Raw genomic sequence first — 23,353 nt, 5'->3', positions numbered from 1 at the left:
GGTGCGGGAGAATGAGGTACGTGACGCAGAGCAACCAGAATCGCCCCCAGGTCCCCAACGTGCTCGCCGGCCGGTACGCCTCGACCGAGCTGGTCCAGCTCTGGTCGCCGGAAGAGAAGATCCGGATGGAACGGCGGCTCTGGCTCGCCGTACTCCGGGCCCAGCGGGATCTGGGTGTACCGCTGCCGGACGGCGTGGTCGAGGCGTACGAGCGGGTGCTCGACCAGGTCGACCTGGACTCGATCGCGGCCCGGGAACGGGTCACCCGGCACGACGTCAAGGCGCGGATCGAGGAGTTCAGCGCTCTCGCCGGACACGAGCACGTGCACAAGGGGATGACCTCCCGCGACCTGACCGAGAACGTCGAACAGCTCCAGATCCGCGCCTCGCTGGAACTGGTCCGGGACCGGGTGGTCGCCACGCTGGCCCGGCTGGCCCGGCTCGCGGTCGAGCACTCCGACCTGGTCATGACCGGGCGTTCGCACAACGTCGCGGCGCAGGCCACCACGCTGGGCAAGCGGTTCGCGTCGGCCGCCGAGGAACTGCTGATCGGGTACGAGCGGCTGAGCGACCTGATCGACCGGTACCCGCTGCGGGGAATCAAGGGGCCGGTCGGCACCGCCGCCGACCAGCTCGACCTCTTCGACGGGGACGACGAGCGCCTGGCCGAGCTGGAGCGAAGGGTCGCCGGGCACCTCGGCTTCCGCCGGGTGCTGGACAGCGTCGGCCAGGTCTACCCGCGCTCACTCGACTTCGACGTACTGGCCGCTCTGGCCCAGACCGCGGCGGCGCCGTCGTCGTTGGCCACCACGATCCGGCTGATGGTCGGCCAGGAACTGGTCACCGAGGGCTTCCGCCCCGGCCAGGTCGGCTCCAGCGCGATGCCGCACAAGATGAACACCCGGTCGAGCGAGCGGGTCAACGGGCTCGCCGTGGTCATCCGGGGTTACCTGTCGATGGTCGGTGAACTCGCCGGTGACCAGTGGAACGAGGGGGACGTCTCCTGTTCCGTGGTCCGCCGGGTGGCACTGCCGGACGCGTTCTTCGCCGCCGACGGCCTGTTCCAGACCTTCCTGACGGTGCTCGACGAGTTCGGCGCGTACCCAGCGGTGATCGCCCGCGAACTGGACCGCTACCTGCCCTTCCTGGCGACCACGAAGCTCCTGGTCGCGGCGGTCCGCCGGGGTGTGGGCCGGGAGACCGCGCACGAGGTGATCAAGGAGCACGCGGTCGCGGTCGCGTTGGCCATGCGGGAGAAGGGTACGACCGAGAACGACCTCTTCGATCGGCTCGCCACCGATGGTCGGCTCGGCCTGACCCGGAGCGAGATCGACGCGCTGGTCGCCGACCGGGCGGCCTTCGCGGGCGCGGCGTCGGCCCAGGTGCGGGCGATCGCCGACCGGGTCGCCGAGGTGGTCGCGGCGCACCCGGACGCGGCCGGCTACCAGCCCGCGCCGATCCTCTGACCTGTTCCGGAACCCGCGGTGGCGCACCCCTGTACGCCACCGCGGGTTGACCGGTCAGGTGTTCGGGCGGGGCGTCGGCGTCTCCGCCGCACTGCGTAGGTCGGGCGCGGTCGGCGGCTCGGACACCCCGATCGGATCAGGCAGGATCTCCGCGCTGTGCGCCATTTCGGCGGCGGCGAGCGGCTCGTCCGGCAGCGGCGCCTTCGGCTGCTCCCGGATCACGACCGCGGTACCGTACGCGCAGAGTTCCATCCACATCTCGCCCACCTCGCGGTGGTCGAAACGCATGCCGATCACGGCGTTCGCGCCGAGCCGGCGGGCTTCTTCGCCCAGATTGGCCACCGCCTCCGTCCGCCACCGGGTGAGGTTCTCCGGGGCTTTCGGGTCGTATGCCCCACCGCGGAGGTTCTTCACCCCTTCGCGGTACGGGTTTCGGGTTCGGGCCATCGATGACACTACTTCGCCGAGGACTGCGCGGATCTCGTACCCGGGAAGGACATCCGTCGTCACGACCAGCACGTGTTGATGCTGGCAGAGCGGAGGTGAAGGCAATTGTGAGGTCTGTTCACGTCGGCTCATGCTGCAAAACCGCGCGCGGCGGTAGAACGACGTGCCGGGACGGGAAGGGTGTGCCGGGCCCGCAACGGTGTGGCGACGGATGAACGGCACGGCCGGCGGGATCGATCCTCCCCCGTCGGAAACCGCGCGGCGCGGACGCCCGGGGTGATCCGGAACGTCCGCGCCGTACCCCTGAGGAGGACTAGACCCCGGAGACCGAGGTGATCCAGGACCGGTTGTACGCCACACTGCCGTAGTTCTGGATGTTCACGCCGTCGGCGGTGGAGGCGACGCCGACCTGGGCGCCGTTGTAGAACTCCGGCCCGCCCGAGTCACCGCGCCAGGCGTTGCCGTTGATCCGGGTGCTGCGGATCGCCCGGCCGCCGTACGCGTCGGTCACGTTGGTGCTGGTGACCCGGACGTTGGCGGTCTTGAGCGTGGTCGAGGCGCCACAGCCCTCGTAGCAGGTCATGCCCCAGCCGTAGATCGAATTGGTCGAGTTGACCGGCGGGTACGCGCTGGAGAGCGTCACGTACGAGGTGCTGATCGCCGTCGAGAGTTGGAGCAGGGCGAGGTCGTAGCGGGTGGAGTACGACGACACGCCGCTGGTGACACCGCCGGAGGTCCGGTTGACGCTGCCGACCCGGACCGTCATCGTGCCGCTGACGCAGTGCCGGGCGGTGAGCACCCAGCGGGACGCGATGATGGTGCCGGAGCAGGTGAACGAGCCGTTGCTGAAGACAGCGGCGGCCCAGGGGGCGGACGAGACCGTACCGCCGCCGATGATCAGCGGGGTGACCGGCGCGTCGCTCGCGGCAGCGGCGGAGGGGACGACGAAGACACCGACGAGAGCGGTGGCGACGGTCGCCAGGGTGAGGCGGATGCGCATCTAACGGGCTCCTTCCGGGGGTGGCACCCGGGGTTTCCGGGTCGGGTCGAGCCACCGACGGCGGTTGGGTGTCCGCCGTACGGCTTTGAAGATCAAACGTTCGGCGTACGGGGCCGAGACGTTTGACGCCACACGCTAGGACGTTCGTCGTCCATTCACAAGAGTCAAATCGAAGCCTCACGATATGATCTTCGGGCGGCGGTCGGCGCGGAGAAGAGTGATCACCGCCGACGGAGCCCGGCCCGGGCCGCAGTCGCCCCGCGATCGCGCCGGTCGGCGGCGGGTGTGCGATTTTCCACAGGCTTGTCCACAGGGCGGCCGGTGCGTCGGGCGGCGGCTCTGCCAGGTACGCTTGCCCCGCTCGCCCCTATGGGCCGGCACCCAACTGCGTACACAGTCAGGAGTGCCCAGTGCCTCGCGTCGTCGTCGACGTCATGCTCAAGCCGGAGATTCTCGATCCTCAGGGCCAGGCCGTCGCAAACGCGCTGCCTCGCCTGGGTGTCAGCGACGTCTCCTCGGTGCGCATCGGTCGGCGCATCGAGATCGAGTTCGCCGGTGAACCGGACCTTGATCGGGCCCGGGAAATCGCGGACAAGTTGCTGGCCAACCCCGTGATCGAGGATTTCGCGATCCGTGTGGTCGATGCCGAGGATGAACATCCGTGACGGCCCGGATCGGTGTGGTGACCTTCCCCGGGTCACTGGATGACGGCGACGCCGCCCGCGCGGCGCGGCTCGCCGGTGCGGAGGTGGTCCGGCTCTGGCACGGCGACCCCGACCTGCACCAGGTCGACGCCGTGGTGCTGCCCGGAGGCTTCTCCTACGGCGACTACCTGCGTTGCGGCGCGATCGCCCGGTTCGCCCCGGTGATGGAGTCCCTGATCGCCGCCGCCCACGAGGGCATGCCGGTGCTCGGCATCTGCAACGGCTTCCAGATTCTCTGTGAGGCGCACCTCCTGCCGGGCGCGCTCACCCGCAACGAGCACCTGCACTTCCGGAACCGGGACCAGTGGCTGCGGATCGAGGCGGTCAAGACCGCCTGGACCAACACCTTCCAGCCGGAGCAGGACGTGCTCATCCCGGTCAAGAACGGTGAGGGCCGGTACGTCGCCGACCGTTACGTCCTCGACCAGCTCGAGGCCGAGGGTCGGGTGGTCGCCCGCTACCAGCGTGGCAACCCCAACGGCTCGGAGCGTGACATCGCCGCGATCACCAACGAGGCGGGCAACGTGGTGGGCATCATGCCCCACCCGGAGCACGCCGTGGAGGCACTGACCGGCCCCTCGCTCGACGGCCTCGGCTTCTTCACCTCCGTTCTCAAGCACCTCGCGGGAGTCCCGGCATGACGACCCAGCCCGACACGGCGTCGAGCGAGGCCGGTGGGGTGACTCCGCCGCTCGACCAGCCAGCGACCCACGACGCCGAGGCCGCCACACCGGAGGCTCCGGCCAACGGCTCCGCGCCCGCGCCGAGCGGTCTCCCGCCCGCGCAGGCGGTACCGGCACACGCCGCCCCGGCGGGGTACCCGGACGACCTCGACACCGTCGAGCGGGCCGTGGACACCCCGGACGAACTCCAGCCGTACCCGGAGCTCGGGCTCCGCGACGACGAGTACGACCGGATCCGGCAGATCCTGGACCGCCGGCCGACCCAGGCCGAGCTGGCGATGTACTCGATCATGTGGAGCGAGCACTGCTCGTACAAGTCGAGCAAGGTGCACCTGCGGCAGTTCAGCGAGAAGGCACCGCCCAGCGACCGGATGCTCGCCGGCATCGGTGAGAACGCGGGCGTGATCCAGATCTCGGAGAAGCTGGCGGTCACCTTCAAGGTCGAATCGCACAACCACCCCAGCTACGTCGAGCCCTACCAGGGCGCGGCCACCGGCGTCGGCGGCATCGTCCGCGACATCCTCGCCATGGGTGCCCGCCCGATCGCGGTGATGGACTCGCTGCGCTTCGGTGCGGTCGACCACCCCGACACCGCCCGGGTACTCCCCGGCGTGGTCGCCGGAGTCGGCGGGTACGGCAACTGCCTGGGCCTGCCGAACATCGGTGGCGAGATCGTCTTCGACCCCTGCTACCAGGGAAACCCTCTGGTCAACGCCCTCTCCATCGGCGTACTGCCGGTGGACCGGTTGCAGAACAAGGCCGCCGCCGGAGCGGGCAACATCGTCGTCCTGATGGGCGCCAAGACCGGTCGCGACGGCATCGGCGGGGTCTCCGTACTCGCCAGCGCCACCTTCGACGAGGGCAGCGAACAGCGTCGCCCGGCCGTACAGGTGGGTGACCCGTTCACCGAGAAGCTGCTGATCGAAGCCTGCCTGGAGCTGTACGACGCCCAGCTCGTCGTCGGCATCCAGGACCTCGGCGGCGCCGGCCTGACCTGCGCGCTGACCGAGACGGCGGCTGCCGCCGGCACCGGGATGCGGGTCTGGCTCGAGCGGGTGCCGCTGCGCGAGCCGTCGATGACCCCGCACGAGATCCTGGCCAGCGAGTCGCAGGAGCGGATGCTCCTGGTCGTCACCCCGGAGCAGCTCGACGCGGTGCTCAAGACGGCCGAGAAGTGGGGTGTGCTGGCCACCGCCATCGGTGAGGTCACCCCGGCCCAGGCCGACGGCGAGCCGGGACGGCTGCTGATCACCTGGCGCGACCACATGGTGGTCGACGTACCGCCGGGCTCGCTGGTGGACGACGGCCCGGTCTACGCCCGGCCGATGCGCGAACCCGCCGACCTGATCCTGCTCCAGGCGGACCGGGCCGAGACGCTGCCCCGCCCGTCGACCCCGGAGGCGCTGCGCGAGACCGTGCTGCGCATGATCGGCTCGGCCAACCTCGCCGACAAGTCCTGGGTGACCGAGCAGTACGACCGCTACGTGCTCGGCAACACCGTGCTGGCCCAGCCCGAGGACGCGGGTGTGATCCGGCTCGACGAGGAGACCGGCCTCGGTGTGGCGCTCTCCGTCGACGGCAACGGCCGGTACGCGCGACTGGACCCGTACAACGGGGCGAAGCTCGCGCTCGCCGAGTCGTACCGGAACGTCGCGGTGACCGGCGCCAAGCCGATCGCGGTCAGCGACTGCCTCAACTTCGGATCCCCCGAGGACCCGGCCGTGATGTGGCAGTTCGCCGAGGCCGTACGCGGTATCGCCGACGGTTGCGCCGAACTCGGTATCCCGGTCACCGGTGGCAACGTCAGCTTCTACAACCAGACCGGTGCGGCGGCGATCCACCCGACCCCGGTGCTCGGTGTGCTCGGCCTGCTCGAGGACGTGGCGCAGCGCGTGCCGATGGGCTTCGCCGCCAAGCCGGGCGGTGACCACGACCTGGTCTTCCTGCTCGGTGAGACCCGGCTGGAGCTCTCCGGCTCCGAGTGGGCCTGGGTGACGCACGAGCACCTCGGCGGCGTACCGCCCCGGGTCGATCTGGCCGGCGAGCGCACCCTGGCGGACCTGATCGCGGCGGCGGCGCGGGTGGGGCATCTCACCTCGGCGCACGACCTCTCCGACGGTGGCCTCGCACAGGCCCTGGTCGAGTCGAGCCTGCGCCGCGGCGTCGGCGCCCGGATCACACTGCCGGACGACTTCACCGGTGGCTCGATGCCGTTCGTCTACCTGTTCAGCGAGTCCGCGGGGCGGGCACTGGTGACGGTGCCGCGCGGCCAGGACAAGGCATTCGTCGCGCTCTGCGAGGAGTACGGGGTGCCGGTGACCGCACTCGGGGTCACCGACCCGTCCGGCGGCGCGCTGGACGTACGCGGCCAGTTCACCCTCGGGTTGGACGAGCTGCGGACGGCCTTCGAGTCGACTCTGCCCCGGCTCTTCGGCGAGGTCTCCTCGACCTCGACCGACGTCGGTTCGGTGGCGCCGGTGGCGCAGCCGGCCGGCACCGAGCCGGTCGCGGTGACCAGCACGGTGACCGCGCAGTCCGACGAGCCGGCCGGGTTGGCGGCGGACGCGGACGTGGTCGACGAGTCGGTGACGGTCCCGGCGTCAGCCGTGGCCGAGCCGGAGGCGTCGGCGGCGGACCAGATCACGGGCGAGGACGAGGGCGCCACAACGGAGGCTTCGGCCCCAAGCCAGCCGTGACCGACGCTCTGGTCGGCACCGTCTACGCCCAACCCGGTTCCGGGGCTCGCTTCGACTGGGGGCTGGGCGGTGCCACCGAGCTCGGCCGGGTCTGTTCGGCCCTGGTCGTGGTGGACGTACTCTCCTTCACCACCTCGGTCGAGGTGGCGGTGAGCCGGGGGATCCGGGTGTACCCGTTCCCCTGGGGCGCCCAGGCGGCCGAGTACGCGCGGCGGGTCGGTGCGGTGGCGGCGGTGGGGCGTCGAGCGGCCACCCCGGAGCACCCCTGGTCCCTGTCGCCAGCGGCGTTGCGTACCGCACCGGTCGTTTCCGATCTTGTGCTTCCTTCACCGAACGGTTCGACGATCTCGGCCGCGGCCAGTGCGAGTGGCGTGCCGGTGGTGGCCGCGTGCCTGCGTAACGCACCGGCCGTCGGGCGCTGGCTGATCGACCAGGGGTACGGCACGACGAGCAGACCGATTGGCGTGATCGCGGCCGGCGAACGTTGGCCGGACGGCACCATCCGGCCCTGCGTGGAGGATCATCTCGCGGCGGCGCTCGTGCTCGACGCGCTCGCCACCGTTCCCGGCGGACTGTCGGTCGAGGCGGCCGTGGCACTGGCGGCGCTCAGCAGCGTGCCGGACCTGCCGGCGGCGATCCGTGGCTGCGTTTCCGGGCGGGAGCTGGACTACCGCGGATTCGGTGAGGATGTGGAAATCGCCGCCCAGGTCGGTGTCTCCCAGGTGGTGCCGTTGCTGCGCGACGGGGTGTTCACCGCCGCCTGAGCCGGCTGGCTCGGCTCCATAGAGGAAACCGCACCTCACGACTTCGCGGGGTGCGGTTCTCTGTGTTTTCGTACGGGTTCTGGCTCCGTCGGCAGTGGAGGCTGGCCGGGGATTTTGAGCCCCGGCCAGCCCCGACGATCAGTCGTCCAACCAGTCCAGCGAGCGGCGCTCGCCCCGGTTCGGCTGCTGGCCGCCCGGTGCCGCTCCACCCCGACCACCGTGCCCGCCCTGGGCGGACTCGTCGTAGTAGCCGCCGCCCTGCTGCTGGTCGTAGCCGCCCCGGTCGTCGTACCCGGCGCTGCCGCGCTGCTGTTGCTGCTGGTCGTAGCCGCCACGCTGGTCGTAGCCACCCGCCTGGGGCTGGTCGTAGCCGCCGCCAGCCGCGCCGGCACCGTAGCCCGGCTGCTCGCCGTAACCGCGGGCACCGGCGGCGTAAGGGTCAGCGCCCTGCTGCTCGTAACCGCCGCCGCCCTGGCCGTAGCCCTGGGCGCCGTACGCCTGCTGGTCGGCACCGTAGCCCCGGCCGGCGTCGGCCGTGCCGGCCCCGTAGGAACCGCCCTGCGCGTACGGGTCGGCCGGCGGGGCGTACTCGTTGCCACCCGCGCTCGGACCGTCGTAGCGCCCGGTGGGCTCGTCGTAGCGTCCGGCCGGTGCGGCCGGCGGGTACCCGCCAGCCGCCGGGGGCGGGTAGCCACCAGGCTGCTCGCCCGCACCGTAGTTGCCGCCGTAGCCACCGGCACCGGTTGCGTCCCCGTAACCGCCGGCACCGGAGCCAGGGGCGTTGCCGTAACCGGCGCCGGAGCCGGGCGCGTTGCCGTACTCGCCGCCGGGGCCGTAGCCACCGCCCTGGGCGCCGTAACCGCCCGCGCCGGAGCCGGGTGCGTTGCCGTAGGCGCCGCCCTGGGTGTTGCCGTAGCCGGCGGCTCCGGCACCGGGTGCGCCGGCGCCGTACTCGCCGCCCTGTCCAGGGGCACCGCCGTAGCCGTTGTCCGCCCAGCCACCCGCCGCGGGCACGCCGTAGGCGGCGGTCTGCGGCTGCTGCGACGGCAGGGGTGCTCCGTACGGGTCCGGGAACTCGTCGTCGACCAGTGGGCGGTTGTGCATCATGGTCGGCGCGTCGGCGATCGACCGGCTGATCGCGGTGGCGTCGCCTCCCATGCCGGCGCGGTTCGCCACCCGGGTCGGGTCGGCACCGCTCTGGTAACCGGCCGGGCCCGAGGTGCGACCACCGGCGGGCGGGGTGTCGCCATCCTCGTCCTCGTCGCTGTTCTCCTTGCGGCGCATCCAGAGCAGCACGATGGCGCCGACGCCGAGCGCGACCAGGAGGCCACCGACGATGATCAGGAGCCAGGGGCCCATGCCGCCGCCGGAACCTTCCTCGTTGCTCGCGGCCTGCGGGTTGGCGCCGGGAGTCGCCTCGTCGGTCGGTACCGCCTCGTCGGTCGGCAGCGCCTCTTCGCTCGGTGGTGCCTCCGCGCTCGCGGACGGAGTGGCGGCACCGATGGCGAGGACGAAACGTACGTCCCGCAGCGTCTGGTTGGCGGCCGCGTTGACCTGCTTGCGCTGGTTCTTGTCGTCGAAGCTCGCGCCGAGGTCGATCCGACCCGGGCTGATGGGACTCGCCGTGGTGCCGAGGAACTTGAAGCTGCCGCTGTTGCTGGTGGTGGCGTCGAAGCTGTGGTTCTGCGAGTCGAGCAGCACCACCGAGGCGTTCGGCACCGGCTTGCCCTCGTTGTCGGTGACCCGGCCCGAGATTTCCTTGACCGTCTGCACTGCCGCCTGTGTGGGCGGCGGAGCCGGCTTGCCGACGAGCGTGACCTGGGTGGTTCCCGTCGACGGTGCGCCAGTCGCGGCGGTCGCCCTGATGGTGATAGTTGCCTGTTCGTTGGCGGTCGGGCTCGCGTCCAGCTTGAATCTCGCCGTGTAGCTTCCGGTCTGATCAACGTTGGACTGTGTGCATCCGTCGACGCAGACAAGCTTGGGGTTGCTCGAGGAAACCGAGATGTTTGCCGGGTCGGCCGAGCCGAGAACCCCGCCGAAGTTCAGCGTGTACTTGATCTCTGTCGTGCCGCCGGACTCAACGGAGCTCGGCGACGCAGAGATGTTCCTGACCTGAGGTGGGTCAGCGAGCGCTGGTGTGGCGGGGAGAGCAAGTAGGGCACTGGATACCAGAGCCACGACCACACCGGCCCGTCGCTTCCAGGCATGTCGGTGTGTTGTCACGTCCACCGCCTTCCGGTCTGACTTCTCGGACCAGGGTTCACTACCGTACGAATACACCGTCGGCAACTATGCCTTGTTCGGGTGGAGTCGCGCGACCCAGGGGCAGCGTAAATTGCCACGACGGCAGGCCGTATCGTCCCGTCGTGTCCTCTCCGTACAGTAAGTCCTCGCTGGTGGCGGCAGTTGTCGCGGAGCTCGACGCTGGTCGTACCCCGGCCCGTGAACTGCTCCGGGACGCGGTCCGTGCGCTCCTCGCGGAGCTGGCGCGCAGCGCTCCTGGCCGTTCGGTGGAGGTACGGGTTCCACCTTACGGTGCGGTTCAGTGCGGCGTGGGGCCGCGACACACCAGGGGTACGCCTGCCAATGTCGTGGAAATGGATCCGGTGACCTGGATTCTGTTGGCCACGGGTCGGCTCGGCTGGAGCGAGGCGATCACGACGGGACGGGTCCAGGCGAGTGGCAATCGTGCAGACATTTCGGCTTATGTCCCACTTGAATAGGTCGGCCTACACCAATTGGGCGTAACAGTAAGGAGCCGAACGGTGACTTTCTGTACTCTCTCCGGCTCGCGTACACTGTCTGACGACGGAACTTCCAGATTCCCGTGCCCTAGGCGAGTCCGAGCAGATCTGCGCAGTGCGGATCAGCCTTCAGTTTGAGGAGCGGCAGGTGCCCCGAGGCGACGGCCGGTTGAGCCATGAACTCGACCCCCAACGGCCCGGCCCGCAAGACGCCTGCGGCGTGTTCGGGGTGTGGGCGCCGGGGGAAGACGTCGCGAAGCTCACCTACTTCGGCATGTACGCACTGCAGCACCGTGGGCAGGAGGCGGCCGGAATCGCCGTCAGCGACGGTTCGGCTGTGGTGGTGTACAAGGACCTCGGGCTGGTCGCCCAGGTCTTCGACGAGCCGACCCTGGCCAGCCTGCGCGGGCACCTCGCGATCGGGCACACGCGGTACTCCACCACCGGCGGCTCGACCTGGGAGAACGCCCAGCCGACGATTCGGGCCAACAGCGCCGGCACCACCATCGCGCTCGCCCACAACGGCAACCTGGTCAACACCACCGAACTCGCCCGCGAAGCCGGCGAGCGCGGGATGGACTCGGACGGCTCGACCTCCGACACCGCCCTGGTGACGATGCTCCTGGCCAGCCGCCCGGACCTGTCGGTCGAGGCCGCCGCGCTCGAGGTCCTGCCGATGCTGCGCGGGGCGTTCAGCTTTGTCTTCATGGACGAGAACACGCTCTACGCCGCCCGCGACCCGCACGGCGTACGGCCGCTCGTCCTCGGCCGGATGGAGCGCGGCTGGGTGGTCGCGAGCGAGACCGCCGCACTCGACATCGTCGGGGCGAGCATCGTCCGGGAGATCGAGCCCGGCGAGCTGATCGCGATCGACGAGCACGGCCTGCGCTCCGCCCGGTTCGCGGTGCCGGAGCCGAAGGGCTGTCTCTTCGAATACGTGTACATCGCCCGACCGGACACCACCATCGCCGGCCGCAACGTCTACTCGACCCGGGTCGCGATCGGCCGTCAACTGGCCAAGGAACACCCGGTCGAGGCCGACCTGGTGATCCCGGTGCCGGAGTCGGGCACGCCGGCCGCGATCGGGTACGCCGAGGCGTCGGGTATCACCTACGGCGCCGGGCTGATGAAGAACCCGTACGTCGGGCGCACCTTCATCCAGCCGTCGCAAACCCTGCGTCAGCTCGGTATCCGGCTCAAGCTCAACCCGCTGCGGGAGAATGTCCGGGGCAAGCGGGTGGTGGTCGTCGACGACTCGATCGTCCGCGGTAACACCCAACGGGCGATTGTGCGGATGCTGCGTGAGGCCGGTGCGCTTGAGGTGCACGTACGCATCTCCGCGCCGCCGGTCAACTGGCCGTGCTTCTACGGCATCGACTTCGCCACCCGGGCGGAGTTGCTCGCCAACGGCCTCGACAACGACGGGATCCGCCGTTCGATCGGTGCGGACAGCCTCGGTTACGTCTCGCTCGCGGGCCTGATCGCGGCGACCGAGCAACCGAAGACGCGGCTCTGCCGAGCCTGCTTCGACGGTGAATACCCGATCGAGCTGCCGGCGGGGAACCTGATCGGCAAGCACGTACTCGAAGGTGTCGGTCGCCGGGTCGCGGACCACGCGGCGGAGACCGGCGAGCAGCGGTCCGAGGACGGTCCCGACGGGGCCGGTGACACCCCCGAACCACTCGTCAGCAGCCCGGGCGCACTTGACGCACTGCAGCGCCCTTAACTATCCGACCGGCGCGGCCCACGCCCCGCGTCCGGTGAGTAACAAGAGTCGAGCGATCCTCGACCGCTACCCGACGCGGTTCGCCGCGAGGAACAAAGGGGAGAACCGTGACGCACGTGTCTGAGCGCAATGGCGCAGGTAGCGGCACGCCCGAGGGCGCTGGCGCCGGTGGTGGCGTGCGCCAGCCCTGGACCGCCGGATCCGGTCGTGCCACCCGTAAGCGCAGCGTCTCGTACGCGGACGCAGGGGTGTCGATCGAGGCCGGCGACCGCGCGGTCGAGATGATCAAGTCGAAGGTGCGGAGCGCCAAGCGGCCCGAGGTGATGGGCGATCTCGGTGGCTTCGCCGGCCTGTTCCGGCTGGACACCACCAAGTACCGCAAGCCGATCCTCTCCGCGTCCACGGACGGCGTCGGCACCAAGCTGGTCATCGCCCAGCAGCTCGACATCCACGACACGGTCGGCATCGACCTGGTCGCGATGGTCGTCGACGACCTGGTGGCGACCGGCGCGGAGCCGCTCTTCCTGCTCGACTACATCGCCACCGGCGAGGTCGTGCCGGACAAGGTCGCCGAGATCGTCGCCGGTATCACCGACGGCTGCCGGTACGCCGGCTGCGCGTTGCTCGGCGGCGAGACCGCGGAGCACCCCGGCGTGCTGAAGCCGGACGAGTACGACATCTCCGCCACCGGTGTCGGTGTGGTGGAGGAGAGCGAGATCCTTCGGCCCGAGCGGGTCGAGGTCGGTGACGCGGTCATCGCGATGCGCTCCTCCGGTCTGCACTCCAACGGCTACTCGCTGGTCCGGCACGTGCTGCTGGGTGCCGGCCGGATGCGGCTGGACACGGTGATCGAGGACTTCGGTCGGCAGCGGACCCTGGGCGAGGAACTGCTGACCCCGACCAAGATCTACGCGCAGGACTGCCTCAAGCTGATCGCCGAGACCGAGGTGCGGTCGCTGGCCCACATCACCGGTGGCGGCATCCCCGGCAACCTGGTCCGGGTGCTGCCGGAGAACGTCGACGCGGTGGTCAACCGGGCCACCTGGAGGCCGCAGCCGATTTTCGACCTGGTCCAGGCCAAGGGCCGGATCGAGGACCCGGAGATGGAGTCCACCTTCAACATGGGTGTGGGCATGTTCGCGATCGTCTCCGCCGAGGACGCGGACCGGGCGCTCGCCTGCCTGGCGGGCCGGGGCGTCGAGGCGTGGCAGGCCGGCGAGATCATCGAGGGGACCGGCGAGGTGCAGATGATCGGCCACCACACCCGGGGCTGATCACCGAACGTGCATTCGTGCATACCTGATCCATTGCCGTGATCCTTCGCATACCCGATCAGCCCTTCACCCGAGTGGCCACCGCAACCTAGCCTGAGGGGCACCTCGGGTACGGGGAGGAGGGGCCGATGGCTGCCTTGCGGCAGGGGTCAACCGGGATGCGGGGCATTGCCTCCGTGCCGTCGTACGTGGTGATGCAGCCGACCACGCTCTGTAATCTGGATTGCTCGTACTGCTATCTCCCGTTTCGCGCCGATGATCGGAAGATGCCCATTCCGGTGGCGGCTGCCGTCGCGGGGCCGGTCAACGAGTGGGCGCGCAGCGACCGCTTTTCGGTGGTGTGGCACGGCGGCGAACCCCTCGCCGCCGGCCGGGAGCATCTGGCCGCCCTGCTGGCCCCGTTCGACGACGGGGTCGAGCACCACGTGCAGACCAACGCCACGTTGATCGACGACGCCTGGTGCGAGTTCTTCGCCACCCACCGGATGCGGGTCAGCGTGAGCGTGGACGGCCCCCGCGAGCGCAACGCCGACCGGGTGGGGCGGGGCGGGCGGCCGGCGTACGACCGGATCGAACGGGGCATCGAGGCGCTGCGCCGCAACGGTGTGCCCTTCTCCGCCCTCTGCGTGGTGACCCGACCCGAGCCCGGCCTCGCCGCCGAGTTGTACGCGTACTTCCTTGACCTGGGGTGCGACGTACTCGGGATCAACATCGAGGAGATGGAGGGCGTCAACACGCGGCGTAACGCCCACCCGGCGGCGGACGTCACCGGGTTCTGGAGCGAGCTGGTCGCGGCCTGGCGCCGTACCCCCACGATCCACCTCCGTGAGATCGAGTGGTCGCTGCGCTACGCCTCGGCGGTTCTCGACGGCACCGCCGACGACCTGCTGCCCCGGCAGCTCGATCCGATCCCCACCGTCGCGTACGACGGCTCGGTGGTCCTGCTCTCGCCGGAACTCGCCGGCTTCTCCGACCCGCAACACGGCGACTTCACCAGCGGAAACGTGTTGACCACCGGGCTGGCCGAGATCATCGCGGGGGCGGCGGGCCGGCCCTGGGTGCGGGAGTTCCTGACCGGGGTCGAGTCCTGCCGGTCCGGCTGCCCGTACTTCGGCTTCTGTGGCGGCGGCCACGCGGCCAACCGTTACTTCGAGCAGGGACGTTTCGACGGTACGGAGACCAACCATTGCCGTAACAGCAAGATCCGCCTACTCGAGGGAGTGTTGGACCATGCCCGAGATCATCAGCGTACGACCGGCTGAGCCTGCTGGGCCTGCTGAGCCCGTCGGGAGTGCCACCCTGGGGGCAGTTGCCGATCGGGTCCGTGCGGCCCGTAGCGGCCTCACCAGCCTGTTACAGGAGGCAGAGGAGGCGCGCCGGGAACGGGCCGAGGTGGCGGACGCGGGTGGTGGGGCGGTCTGCGCCTGGAACCACTTCGAGAACATCCCGACGTTCTACAACTGGAACAACCGGCCGCGCTGAGGCGAACGGGCTGTTTCGGGGGATACGCACGGTGATGGCTCGGACGGTGTGGTTCGGACCGATCTGGCCGGTACCGCCGACCGGTCGAGGAGCTGCCGCACGGGTCGAAACACGATCCGCACGGCAGACCCTCGACCGGATGGAACCGCGTCAACGGTGTGCCACACCATCCGGACACGCGTGAGCACGCGGGCGTTACCGCGTGCTCAAATGTGCCCGACGGAGGTCAGCGGGCTGGAGGCGACCAGTTGTCTGGGCCGTCGTCCGCGTCATGGTCCTCGTCATCGTCGTCGACATACTCTTTGTAGTCGTCGTCGAAGTCGTGGTCCGACTTGCCGCTGCCGCCGAGTTCTCGCTGCAAGGCGGCGAGGTCGGTGTTCGGGGAGTGGTACTTCAACTCCCGGGCCACCTTTGTCTGCTTGGCCTTAGCACGGCCGCGCCCCATGGCTCGACCCCCTCGCACAGAATTCGGGGCAGCCCGAAGGCGGGCCCCGATGACGTCAGGCATCTCTCGTGGCTCTTACGGTACATGGGTATGCCCGCCTTCGGCACCTCGGGTTACCGCCGGTGGTGCCCGCGCGTCGAGGTTGACCCGACCAGGCGGTTCTCCACCCCGGTAACGACCGTGCCGGAAACCGGTCATGACGGCTCGATCACCCTGTGCTGCGGGTTCCCGTCGAGACCGACCTTAGCCCTTGGCGACGGGCGAAACGAGGTGAAACGTCTGCCGTGTCCCGTATACGAAGCCGACCTGGCCCCGACTCTGTCGATGGCCGTCTGCTTCCGGTTCCGCCTGCCGGGGTCGGCCGTAAGGAGCGGCCTCGGGCTCCGGTCAGCCGCCATGATCTGGTCGGACGGTGGAGGGGGGTGGCGTCCGGTCCGGGCGTGGCGCGGACCGGACGCCGAGCGACAGCCGCTCCGCGATGCGGGCGGCCCGCAGAACGGGCGCGTTAGCGCCCCTGACGAGGCGCTGTGGGCCCGATCAGGTGAGGTGGATGGAGCGGAGCCGGCCGACCTCGGCCATCCGCCGCTCGGCCAGCCGGTCGGCGGCAACCGCCGGCGGCACTCCCTCGGCGTCGGCGAGCCGCAGGATCTCCCGGGTGGTGTCGAAGATCCGGGTGGCGCGCAGCTTCGCCCGCTCGAAGTTGAAGCCCTCGATCTCGTCGGCGACCTGGATCACACCGCCGGCGTTCACCACGTAGTCCGGGGCGTAGAGCACGCCCCGGTCGGCGAGCTGCTTCTCGATGCCCGGGTGGGCCAGCTGGTTGTTCGCCGCGCCGACCACGATGGTGGCCCGCAGGGCGGGCACCGTCTCGTCGTCGAGCGCGCCGCCGAGGGCGCAGGGGGCGTACACGTCGATGTCGGAGGTGATCAGCGCGGTCGCGTCCGCGACCAGGTCCACCTCCGGGTACGTGTGCCGAACCCACTCCAGCGCCTTCTCGTTGACGTCGGTCGCCACCACCGTGGCACCGTCCTCGATCAGGTGCCCGACCAGGTGCTTGCCGACCTTGCCCAGGCCGGAGACGCCGATCCGACGGCCACCGAGGGTGGCCGAGCCCCACTGGTGCTCGGCGGCGGCGCGCATGCCCTGGAACACGCCCCAGGCGGTGAGCACGGACGAGTCACCCGCGCCGCCGTGCTCCACGCTGCGGCCGGTGACGAAGCGCGTCTCGCGCGCCACCACGTCCATGTCCTGCACGTACGTGCCGACGTCACACGCGGTGTAGTAGCGCCCGCCCAGCGACTGGACGAAGCGGCCGTACGCGCGCAGCAGCGGCTCGGTCTTGAGCTGGTCCGGGTCACCCCAGATGACCGCCTTGCCGCCGCCGAGGTCGAGCCCGGCGAGCGCGTTCTTGTACGCCATACCCCGGGAGAGTTCGAGCACGTCGTGCAGTGCGTCCGCCTCGCTGGCGTACGGGTAGAAACGGGTCCCGCCGAGCGCGGGGCCGAGCGCGGTCGAGTAGATGCCGATGATCGCCTTGAGCCCGGTCGGCTTGTCCTGGCAGAAGACGACCTGTTCATGACCGGCCGAGACCTGTTGGTCGGTACTGGCGAAAACGCCCATGACTGCTCCTGATGTCGGTGTGCGTCTTTGTGGGACGCGGACCTCTCCGGTGGCCGGCGGGGTGACGCCGGTGCTGTCGAGCCTAATATCGGCCGTCGCACCGCAGCGGGACCGACCGGGGGACGACCTGTCCCAACTGGCGGGGCGGTGGGCGGTGATCGGCGCCGTCGGCGGCAGGGAAGTCCGGTTTCATGGGAGGATCGCCGCGTGCCGTCGCTCTTCGCTTCCTACCTGCGGGTGTATGAGCCGCTGACCGCCTTCGACCGGGACCGCCAGATCTTTTGGCGCCGGTACGTCAAGGAGGGCCGGGCGGTGGCCCCGCTGGAGGGGCCCGGTCGGCAGCGTACGGCGGTGATCGAGGCCCTCGGTGCCGGCTGGACCCGGCTGCCCGACCTGCCGGACGAGGCGTACGTGCTGGAGGCCGACGACACCCTGCTGGTCTGTCCGTGGAACCTGCGGGTCCGGGTCGCCGAGGCGGCGCTGAGCGCCCGTGACGGGGTGCCGCCGGTGCTCGCCGACGCGTTTGTCCCGCCGATCCTCGCCGGGCAGGCGAAGGCGGTCGTGGAGGACTTCCGCAGCGGGGCCCGGGTGCTGGAGCACGGGGTGCCCCGGCTGCACGAGCAGATCGCCACCTGGGGTGTCCCGCTGCGCTGGTTCGTCTTCGTCGACCCGGCCGAGCGGGAGCTGACCGTACGGCCGGAGCGGCGGGTGCTGCGCTACCGGACCGAGATCTCCAAGGCCCGGCGGCGGGCGTCGCGGGGCCTGGCGGTGCTGCGCAAGTCGGTGGGGGACGCGCCGATCACCGAGGCGGTCGAAGAGGGTGCCCGCTGGCTGGAGGAGTTCCACCCCCGGTCCGTGGTGGAGTTGGACTACGGCGGCCTGGTGCAGTTGCTGCCGGACGAGGCGCTGGCCGACGACGACTCGCCGGCGCTGGTCGCCGAGGGTCTCGCGGGACTGTCCCGGGGCGACGCCGAGGCGGCCACCGAGGCGTACGAGAAGCTGGTGGCCCGCTGGCGCGCGGTGCAGTTGCTGGAGCGTTGCAACTAGCTCCGGCGGCCTCGCGCGGGGGCCGTACCGGTGTTGTCTGATCGGTCCGATCTGAGTCGTCCCATCGGGCCGACCGGCACCGTCCGACCGGTTCGAAGAGTGATCAGCTGGTGACCGACTAGGGGATTGATTAGGGGATCGAAACGTGAATCCCCCATCCCCGATCGAGTCGATCTTGCTGAATGGGGGGTCACTCTTCATGATCGCGTTTTCCCTGGTCAAAGGGGTGTGGAGCGTTTCCAACGCGAGGTTGTCTCGTAATCTTGGGGTTACGATGGGCCACAACGCGCCCGAATAAGACAGGTTTCAGTATAGAAAAGTTGTATAAATCGGTCATTGTTCATCCGTCCATCCAGGGACGTTCGGCCGTTCGGCCCATGTCGGACATCGGGGACTAGCCGGACCATGGGAGACGCGTCGGCCGGCGGGACCCCGGCCGATGTCTATAGGCACCTGTGGAGGAGTGACCGATGGCATCGCGTACGCACGAACCAGAGCCGCTACTCACGCCGGCCGAGGTGGCGTCGATGTTCCGTGTCGACCCGAAAACCGTGACCCGGTGGGCGAAGGCGGGCAAGCTCAGCGCAATCCGAACGTTGGGTGGCCACCGGCGTTACCGCGAGTCGGAGGTTCGCGCCCTGCTGCAGGGGCAGATTCCCCAGCAGCGTCAAGGCGACTGACCCCGAACCGGGGCTGGCCGCGAATCGTCTCAGGGGCGGCAGAGATACGGGAAACCGTACCTCTGCCGCCCCTGATTCGTGCCTGCCGCGCCCACCCGCGCGGCCGGCGGTCAGCCAGCCGCCACCGCCAGCCGATCCTCCTCGACCAACTGGCCGTCCCGCAGCACCAACACCCGGTCGGCCAACTTGATCAGGGTCGGATCGTGGGTGGCCACCAGCGCCGTCATCCCACGGGACCGGACCAGCGCCTGGAGCAGATCCATCATCGCCCGCCCGGTCTCCGAGTCCAGCTGCCCGGTCGGCTCGTCAGCGATCAGCAGCGGCGGATCGTTCGCCAACGCCCGCGCCAGCGCCACCCGCTGCTGCTGCCCGCCGGAGAGCTCGTACGGGCGCTGGCCCGCGTGCCCGCCCAACCCGACCAGCTCCAGCAGCATCGCCACCCGCTGCTCCCGCTCCGCCGCCGGCACCTTCGCCAGCCGCAGCGGCACCCCGACGTTCTCCGCCGCGGAGAGGATCGGGATCAGCCCGAACGACTGGAACACGAACCCCATCGTGTCCCGGCGCAGTGTCAGCAGGTCCTTCTCCCCGGCCGCCGTCACCTCCCGACCAGCCACGAAGATCTGGCCGGTGGTCGGCCGGTCCAGGCCGCCGATCAGGTTGAGCAGGGTGGTCTTGCCCGCGCCCGAACGACCCCGGACCGCGAGCAGCTCACCCTGCCCGGCGCGGAACGACACCTGCCGCAGGGCGTGCACCACCCGGTCGCCGGAACCGTAGTCCCGGCTGACGCCCTCCACCCGTACCAGGTCCCCGCTCACAACTGCTCCCTCTGAGGTTCGTCACCGGAGCGGACCTCGACGTGGTCCAACTCCAGATTCAGCTTCACCCGGTCCCGCAGGGCCAACGCGTCCACGAAGGCCGCCGGCAGCTGCATCCGGCCGGCCCGGTCCAGCACCGCGTACTCCTCGGTCACCAACTCCTCCAGCCCGTCCTCGCCGATCCGGGCCGACCGCCGTACCTCCGACGCGGTCCGCCCGTCACGGATCGCGACCGTCCGGCGGACCTGGGTCGCCACGTTGTGGTCGTGCGTCACCACCACCACCGTGACGCCCAACTCGGCGTTGATCGCACGCAGCGCCTCGAAGACGTCAGCCGCCGTCGCCTCGTCCAACTCGCCGGTGGGCTCGTCGGCGAAGAGCACCTCGGGATCGTTCGCGACAGCCACCGCCACCGCGCACCGCTGCTGTTCACCGCCGCTCATCTGGCCCGGCCGCCGGTCCGCGCAGTAGCCGACCCCGGCCATCTCCAGCAGCTCCGACGCCCGCTTCCGCGCCGCCCGCGCCGACGTACGCCGGGCCAGCCGCATCGGCAGCTCCACGTTCTCCCGCGCGGTCAGGTACGGCAGCAGGTTCCGTCCGGTCTGCTGCCAGACAAAACCGACCGTGCTGCGGCGGTAGCGCAGCCGCTGCTTCGCGGACATGGTCAGCAGGTCGAAACCGGCCACCCGGGCAATGCCCGCGGTCGGCACGTCCAACCCGGAGAGGATGTTCAACACGGTGGACTTGCCGGAGCCGGAGGCGCCGACGATGGCGATCAGCTCGCCACGGTCGATCACCAGGTCCAGCCCCTGAAGCGCCACCACCTCGACGCCCTCGGTCTTGAAGATGCGGACCAGGCCGTCACAGACGATGTGTCCACGGAGGCGGTCGTTGCCGCCGGCCCGCTCCGCCGCACGCTCAGCGGCGCGGCGCTGCAACGCCGCGAGATCGGGTACGGCAGTGGTCAGGGCAGCGGTCATCAGTTCTCCTCTCCGAGCCGGAGCACCTCGCCGAGGCGCATCCGTCGGTTGATCAGGTTTTCGATCGCGAGCGCGGCGGCCAGACCGACCACCACCAGTAGCAGCACCCCACCCACCAGCAGCGGATCGAGGTGGGTCCGGGCAGCCACCCCGGCAGTGAAGGTGGAGAGGTTCAGCGCCGGTCCGAGCAGGCCCGGCAGCACCGCCCCGACCACGCCGCCGGCAACCACCGCGGCGCCGACCAGCGGAAGCAGCTCGTACACCAGCAGTTGCCGTCCCTGCCGGCCGGAGAGACCCATCGTGCGCAGCCGGGACAGCACCTTGCCCCGGGTACGCGCCTCGGCGACGACCGCGAAGCCGACCGCGAGCAGTGCCAGGCCGGTCGCCCCCGCCGCGCCGATCGCGAACGTCAGGCTGAGCAGTTCGTTACCGCCGGTCTGGTCCAGCGAGCGCCGGTAGTCGGTCCTGGTGACCAGCTCCGCCGGGACGGTGGTCCCGGCGGCGGACTTGCCCGTCACCCCCTCGCGCCACTCGCGCTGCCCGTCGTCGGCGGTCCGGAGCAGTGCCGTCCGGTCGTAGCCATGCCCGGCGAGCAGGAACCGGTTCGGCAGCACCGGTTTGAAGTCCGGCACCGGCAGCGCCTGCCAGGGCAGCACGACGAAGCGTTCGACGTCGAGTTCCAGGCCGGGAAAGGTCGGCGCGACCGTGCTCGTGGTGAACGCGTACTGCCGGCCCTGCACGTTCGCCACCGCGCCCTTGCCGACCTGCGCCGCGACCGCAGGCGAGACCAGCGCCGGCACCGGGCCGTCACCCCGGGTCGCCTGACGCAGCGCCGCCGGCACCCCATCCGTGGGGAGGCCGCTGCGCCGCATCACCTCCACGAACTTCGGTACGTCCACGACCACCACCTGGGCCTGACCGAGTTCGCGGTCCCCGGCGCCGGGCCCCGACCGCAGTTGCCGGGAGTTCTCCAGCGACACAGGGACCACCGCAGCCACTCCGGGCAGGGCGCTGATCCGGTCGGTCGTGGTCGGCGCGAAGGTGACCCCGGTGACGGTGGCGTCGGCCGGCATCACCTGGTCGGTGGCCTCGTCCCGGGCGGTGGAGATGGTGTCCGCGACCACGCCGCTGAACACCCCCGTGGTGATCGCGACGACCAGTACGGCGAGCGGGCCGATGGTCACCGGCGCGCCCCGGCCGGCCCGCGCCAGCCCGAGGAAGAGCACCGCCCCCCGGGCCCGCGTGGCGACCTGCCCGATCATCCGCAGCGGCCAGGGCAGCACCCGGAGCGCGATCAGTGCGGTGCCGACGGCAAGCAGCACCGGCACCGAGACCAGGTACGGGTCCACCCCACCGCTCGACGCGAGCCCGCGCCGCCGCAGCAGGAACACCCCGAGCGCCGCCACCGCGAGCACGCTGATCTCGGCCGTGAGCCGCCGGGCCGACGGCCGCTGCCGGATCAGGTCCTGTCGGCGTACCACGAACGTCACCTGACGCTGGCTCGACATCGCCAGCACCGCGACGGAACCCGTGGTGATCACCGCGAGTACGGGGACCAGCCACTCCGTCGCCGCCGGGCGACCGGGCACCAGGGTGCCGACCAGCCAGCCCACGAGCACCGCCAACGGCTGGACCAGCACCGACTCGGCCAGGACCCGCGCACCGATCGTCCGCGTCGAGGCACCTCGGGCGCGGAGCAGGGCCAGTTCCTCGCGACGCCGCTCCAACGACAGCCGGGCGGCGAGCAGGATCAGGCCGATCAGGCTCGCGAGTACCCCGGTCTGTACGACCGCCAGCAGCGCCCGTACGGAGGCCAACCGCTGCCCGATCTTGGCCAGTGCGGTGTCCAGCGAGGTGATCGCCTTGCTCTCCGCCACCGGAGGGGTCTGCTTCAGCTGGGTCAGGGCGGTGATCACCGGTTCGATCCCGCCGGCATCCAGCCGCTTCTCGTCGACCCGGTAGTACCAGTCGTAGACGAGCCCGCCCACGTTCCAGCGGGCCAAGTCCATCCCGGCCCAGTTGGTCACCGCCATCGTGTTGAACGGGTCACCGTCGAGCAGCGGCACCAGCGGCTCCACCGCCAGCCGCATGCCGTTCCAGATCGGCGCGGTCGGGTCCAGCGGCTCGAAGATCCCGACCAGCTCGACGTCGGTCGGTTTCCCGCCGAGGCCCTCGACCGTGAACCGGCTGCCGACCCGGAGCGACAACACGTCCGCGGTCAGCTGCGACACGGTGATCGCGATCCCGCCACCGGGAGCCCGTCCGGTGGCGGCAGGCCAACCGCCGTCGACCATCCGGACCGCCTCCTGGAGCCCGGTCTGGGCCCGTAGGCCCATGCCCGGCTTGGCATCCCCGTTGAGCGGAATGAAGTCGCCGGAGGCGCGTACGCCGTTCGGGCCGACAGTGGCCGAATACCACCCGTCCTCGATCAGCCCCGGCAGCGGGTTCGGCAGCCGGTCGCGGTACCTGTCGAGCGTCTCGACCCCCGCGCTGGCCTGCGCGGTGTTGTCGGGTTCGACGACCATCGGCATTGAGATGTCCCGCACGAGAGGCGGCAGCGTCGCCACGTCGGCGGCCAGGCCCCGGTCGGCGTACTCGTTCGCGAGTCGTGGTGCGCCGGTGAGCAGGGCGGCAGCCAGCAGCCCGAGTACGGCAAGGAGACCGACCTGGCCGGCGAAGGCGCGCAGCCGGCGTACCGGCCCGGACCTGGTGAGTTTCATCGATCTCTTCCTCGGGTTCGCCGGTCCGTTTCCCGTGCCCTGATCCGGTGTGGTGTCGTC

Annotated in this window: 20 protein-coding genes; 12 read left to right on the top strand and 8 right to left on the bottom strand. The window is 70.5% G+C overall.

Annotated features, from left to right (window positions below):
* Window positions 1-20 precede the first annotated feature (20 nt).
* The gene (purB, locus tag BDK92_RS16945) at window positions 21-1,466 is read left to right on the top strand and encodes an adenylosuccinate lyase (RefSeq protein ID WP_246017082.1); all 1,446 of its coding nucleotides are present in this window, start codon (window positions 21-23) and stop codon (window positions 1,464-1,466) included.
* Window positions 1,467-1,520: 54 nt separating this feature from the next.
* Here purB and BDK92_RS16940 read toward each other — a convergent pair whose 3' ends face one another.
* Window positions 1,521-2,045: a YbjQ family protein gene (locus tag BDK92_RS16940; RefSeq protein ID WP_121157583.1), complete on the bottom strand. Its 525-nt coding sequence runs from the start codon at window positions 2,043-2,045 to the stop codon at window positions 1,521-1,523.
* Window positions 2,046-2,226: 181 nt separating this feature from the next.
* Window positions 2,227-2,913, bottom strand: a complete 687-nt coding sequence (locus BDK92_RS16935; protein WP_121157582.1) for a S1 family peptidase — start codon at window positions 2,911-2,913, stop codon at window positions 2,227-2,229.
* Between the two features lie 410 nt (window positions 2,914-3,323).
* Here BDK92_RS16935 and purS point away from each other — a divergent pair, with 410 nt between their 5' ends.
* From purS to BDK92_RS16915, 4 genes are read left to right on the top strand one after another with little or no spacing between them, the layout of a single operon-like run.
* Complete coding sequence (gene purS / locus BDK92_RS16930) at window positions 3,324-3,578, top strand: phosphoribosylformylglycinamidine synthase subunit PurS (protein ID WP_121157581.1); 255 nt, start codon at window positions 3,324-3,326, stop codon at window positions 3,576-3,578.
* Complete coding sequence (purQ, locus tag BDK92_RS16925; RefSeq protein WP_121157580.1) at window positions 3,575-4,258, top strand: phosphoribosylformylglycinamidine synthase subunit PurQ; 684 nt, start codon at window positions 3,575-3,577, stop codon at window positions 4,256-4,258. The genes purS and purQ overlap by 4 nt, the downstream gene beginning before the upstream one ends.
* On the top strand, window positions 4,255-6,996 hold the full coding sequence (purL, locus tag BDK92_RS16920) for a phosphoribosylformylglycinamidine synthase subunit PurL (protein ID WP_342775826.1): 2,742 nt from the start codon (window positions 4,255-4,257) through the stop codon (window positions 6,994-6,996). Before purQ ends, purL begins: the two co-directional genes overlap by 4 nt.
* On the top strand, window positions 6,993-7,760 hold the full coding sequence (locus BDK92_RS16915) for a 2-phosphosulfolactate phosphatase (RefSeq protein ID WP_246017081.1): 768 nt from the start codon (window positions 6,993-6,995) through the stop codon (window positions 7,758-7,760). The genes purL and BDK92_RS16915 overlap by 4 nt, the downstream gene beginning before the upstream one ends.
* A 138-nt stretch (window positions 7,761-7,898) precedes the next feature.
* Here the strand turns inward: BDK92_RS16915 and BDK92_RS40815 are convergent, their stop codons facing one another.
* On the bottom strand, window positions 7,899-9,533 hold the full coding sequence (locus BDK92_RS40815) for a carboxypeptidase regulatory-like domain-containing protein (RefSeq protein WP_281278623.1): 1,635 nt from the start codon (window positions 9,531-9,533) through the stop codon (window positions 7,899-7,901).
* 593 nt (window positions 9,534-10,126) lie between these two features.
* Here BDK92_RS40815 and BDK92_RS16905 point away from each other — a divergent pair.
* The 5 genes from BDK92_RS16905 to amcA all read left to right on the top strand — a co-directional run bounded on the left by BDK92_RS16905 (window position 10,127) and on the right by amcA (window position 14,986).
* Complete coding sequence (locus BDK92_RS16905) at window positions 10,127-10,483, top strand: sterol carrier family protein (protein ID WP_425462238.1); 357 nt, start codon at window positions 10,127-10,129, stop codon at window positions 10,481-10,483.
* 169 nt (window positions 10,484-10,652) lie between these two features.
* Entirely contained in the window at window positions 10,653-12,230 is a 1,578-nt protein-coding gene (gene purF, locus BDK92_RS16900; RefSeq protein ID WP_121162292.1) for an amidophosphoribosyltransferase, read from the top strand.
* Window positions 12,231-12,337: 107 nt separating this feature from the next.
* A complete protein-coding gene (purM, locus tag BDK92_RS16895; RefSeq protein ID WP_121157578.1) occupies window positions 12,338-13,504 on the top strand; it encodes a phosphoribosylformylglycinamidine cyclo-ligase in 1,167 nt (388 codons plus the stop codon).
* 158 nt (window positions 13,505-13,662) lie between these two features.
* On the top strand, window positions 13,663-14,766 hold the full coding sequence (gene amcB, locus BDK92_RS16890; RefSeq protein WP_342775893.1) for a cyclophane-forming radical SAM peptide maturase AmcB: 1,104 nt from the start codon (window positions 13,663-13,665) through the stop codon (window positions 14,764-14,766).
* Window positions 14,735-14,986 carry a multiple cyclophane-containing RiPP AmcA gene (amcA, locus tag BDK92_RS16885; protein WP_246017080.1) on the top strand — a complete coding sequence of 84 codons (252 nt, stop codon included), beginning with the start codon at window positions 14,735-14,737 and terminating at the stop codon, window positions 14,984-14,986. The genes amcB and amcA overlap by 32 nt, the downstream gene beginning before the upstream one ends.
* Window positions 14,987-15,212: 226 nt before the next feature.
* Here amcA and BDK92_RS16880 read toward each other — a convergent pair whose 3' ends face one another.
* Entirely contained in the window at window positions 15,213-15,431 is a 219-nt protein-coding gene (locus BDK92_RS16880; RefSeq protein WP_121157576.1) for a DUF3073 domain-containing protein, read from the bottom strand.
* Window positions 15,432-15,968: 537 nt separating this feature from the next.
* A complete protein-coding gene (locus BDK92_RS16875) occupies window positions 15,969-17,051 on the bottom strand; it encodes a Glu/Leu/Phe/Val family dehydrogenase (RefSeq protein WP_121157575.1) in 1,083 nt (360 codons plus the stop codon).
* 207 nt (window positions 17,052-17,258) lie between these two features.
* On the opposite strand from BDK92_RS16875, the gene BDK92_RS16870 reads away from it, so the two are divergent.
* Together BDK92_RS16870 and BDK92_RS16865 are read left to right on the top strand one after the other, a co-directional pair.
* Complete coding sequence (locus BDK92_RS16870; RefSeq protein ID WP_121157574.1) at window positions 17,259-18,098, top strand: DUF8083 family protein; 840 nt, start codon at window positions 17,259-17,261, stop codon at window positions 18,096-18,098.
* 470 nt (window positions 18,099-18,568) lie between these two features.
* Complete coding sequence (locus tag BDK92_RS16865; RefSeq protein WP_007073996.1) at window positions 18,569-18,778, top strand: BldC family transcriptional regulator; 210 nt, start codon at window positions 18,569-18,571, stop codon at window positions 18,776-18,778.
* Between the two features lie 110 nt (window positions 18,779-18,888).
* Here the strand turns inward: BDK92_RS16865 and BDK92_RS16860 are convergent, their stop codons facing one another.
* From BDK92_RS16860 to BDK92_RS16850, 3 genes are read right to left on the bottom strand one after another with little or no spacing between them, the layout of a single operon-like run.
* Window positions 18,889-19,593: an ABC transporter ATP-binding protein gene (locus tag BDK92_RS16860; protein ID WP_121157573.1), complete on the bottom strand. Its 705-nt coding sequence runs from the start codon at window positions 19,591-19,593 to the stop codon at window positions 18,889-18,891.
* On the bottom strand, window positions 19,590-20,573 hold the full coding sequence (locus BDK92_RS16855; RefSeq protein ID WP_121157572.1) for an ABC transporter ATP-binding protein: 984 nt from the start codon (window positions 20,571-20,573) through the stop codon (window positions 19,590-19,592). The genes BDK92_RS16860 and BDK92_RS16855 overlap by 4 nt, the downstream gene beginning before the upstream one ends.
* Window positions 20,573-23,293: an FtsX-like permease family protein gene (locus BDK92_RS16850; RefSeq protein ID WP_121157571.1), complete on the bottom strand. Its 2,721-nt coding sequence runs from the start codon at window positions 23,291-23,293 to the stop codon at window positions 20,573-20,575. Before BDK92_RS16850 ends, BDK92_RS16855 begins: the two co-directional genes overlap by 1 nt.
* Window positions 23,294-23,353 lie beyond the last annotated feature (60 nt).

The sequence above is a fragment of the Micromonospora pisi genome, assembly GCF_003633685.1.
GTDB classification, from domain to species: Bacteria; Actinomycetota; Actinomycetes; order Mycobacteriales; family Micromonosporaceae; genus Micromonospora_G; species Micromonospora_G pisi.
This window is presented reverse-complemented; position numbering and strand designations above follow the sequence as displayed.

Coding starts and splice junctions, on each gene's coding strand:
- BDK92_RS16940 (WP_121157583.1), bottom strand. CDS start 2,045: ATGAGCCGACGTGAACAGACCTCACAATTGCCTTCACCTCCGCTCTGC.
- BDK92_RS16935 (WP_121157582.1), bottom strand. CDS start 2,913: ATGCGCATCCGCCTCACCCTGGCGACCGTCGCCACCGCTCTCGTCGGT.
- purL (WP_342775826.1), top strand. CDS start 4,255: ATGACGACCCAGCCCGACACGGCGTCGAGCGAGGCCGGTGGGGTGACT.
- amcB (WP_342775893.1), top strand. CDS start 13,663: ATGCGGGGCATTGCCTCCGTGCCGTCGTACGTGGTGATGCAGCCGACC.
- amcA (WP_246017080.1), top strand. CDS start 14,735: ATGCCCGAGATCATCAGCGTACGACCGGCTGAGCCTGCTGGGCCTGCT.
- BDK92_RS16880 (WP_121157576.1), bottom strand. CDS start 15,431: ATGGGGCGCGGCCGTGCTAAGGCCAAGCAGACAAAGGTGGCCCGGGAG.
- BDK92_RS16875 (WP_121157575.1), bottom strand. CDS start 17,051: ATGGGCGTTTTCGCCAGTACCGACCAACAGGTCTCGGCCGGTCATGAA.
- BDK92_RS16865 (WP_007073996.1), top strand. CDS start 18,569: ATGGCATCGCGTACGCACGAACCAGAGCCGCTACTCACGCCGGCCGAG.
- BDK92_RS16855 (WP_121157572.1), bottom strand. CDS start 20,573: ATGACCGCTGCCCTGACCACTGCCGTACCCGATCTCGCGGCGTTGCAG.
- BDK92_RS16850 (WP_121157571.1), bottom strand. CDS start 23,293: ATGAAACTCACCAGGTCCGGGCCGGTACGCCGGCTGCGCGCCTTCGCC.